1 protein-coding gene is annotated in these 640 nt (G+C 62.0%); it reads left to right on the top strand.

The features are described from left to right. Positions 1-640 (top strand): AMP-binding protein (locus AC1RJW_RS29715; protein WP_493048116.1); only part of this gene is annotated, 640 nt, incomplete at both ends.

A 640-nucleotide genomic window follows, 5' to 3' on the forward strand; every position in this document is an offset into this window, starting at 1 on the left:
GTCCCGGACGCGGCCGTACTGCTGCTTGATGACCTGGCGCCGCAGTGCGATACCAATCCGGATCCGCTGGCACTGGGGTTGAGCGCGCGCCACCTGGCCTACGTCATCTACACCTCCGGCTCGACCGGCCTGCCCAAGGGAGTCATGGTTGAGCATGCGTCGGTGGTGAACTTCCTCATGACGATGTGGGACAAGCCAGGTATTGGCGCGGACGACACGCTGCTGGCAGTGACCACCCTCTCGTTCGATATCGCAGGGCTTGAGCTCTATCTGCCACTGGTGACCGGTGCCAGAACAGTGCTTCTGCCCGGTGCCGCGGCGTCGGATCATGCGCGGCTGCAATGGGCGCTGGAAGCTTACTCTGTCACATTGATGCAAGCGACTCCGGTGACGTGGCGAATGTTGCTCGATAACGGATGGAGCGGAAAGCGTGACCTGCGTGCGTTGTGCGGTGGTGAAGCATTGACGGTGGAGCTGGCCGAACGCCTGTGCCCACGGGTGGCGGAGGTATGGAACCTGTATGGCCCGACCGAAACGACGATCTGGTCTACGTGCCGCAAGATTGATGGCAGATGTTCTGCATCGCCGGTTGAACCGGTCGGCCGCCCGATCGCCAATACCCGCATCTATCTGCTCGATC

Source organism: Janthinobacterium sp. GW822-FHT07A03 (genome assembly GCF_058798815.1).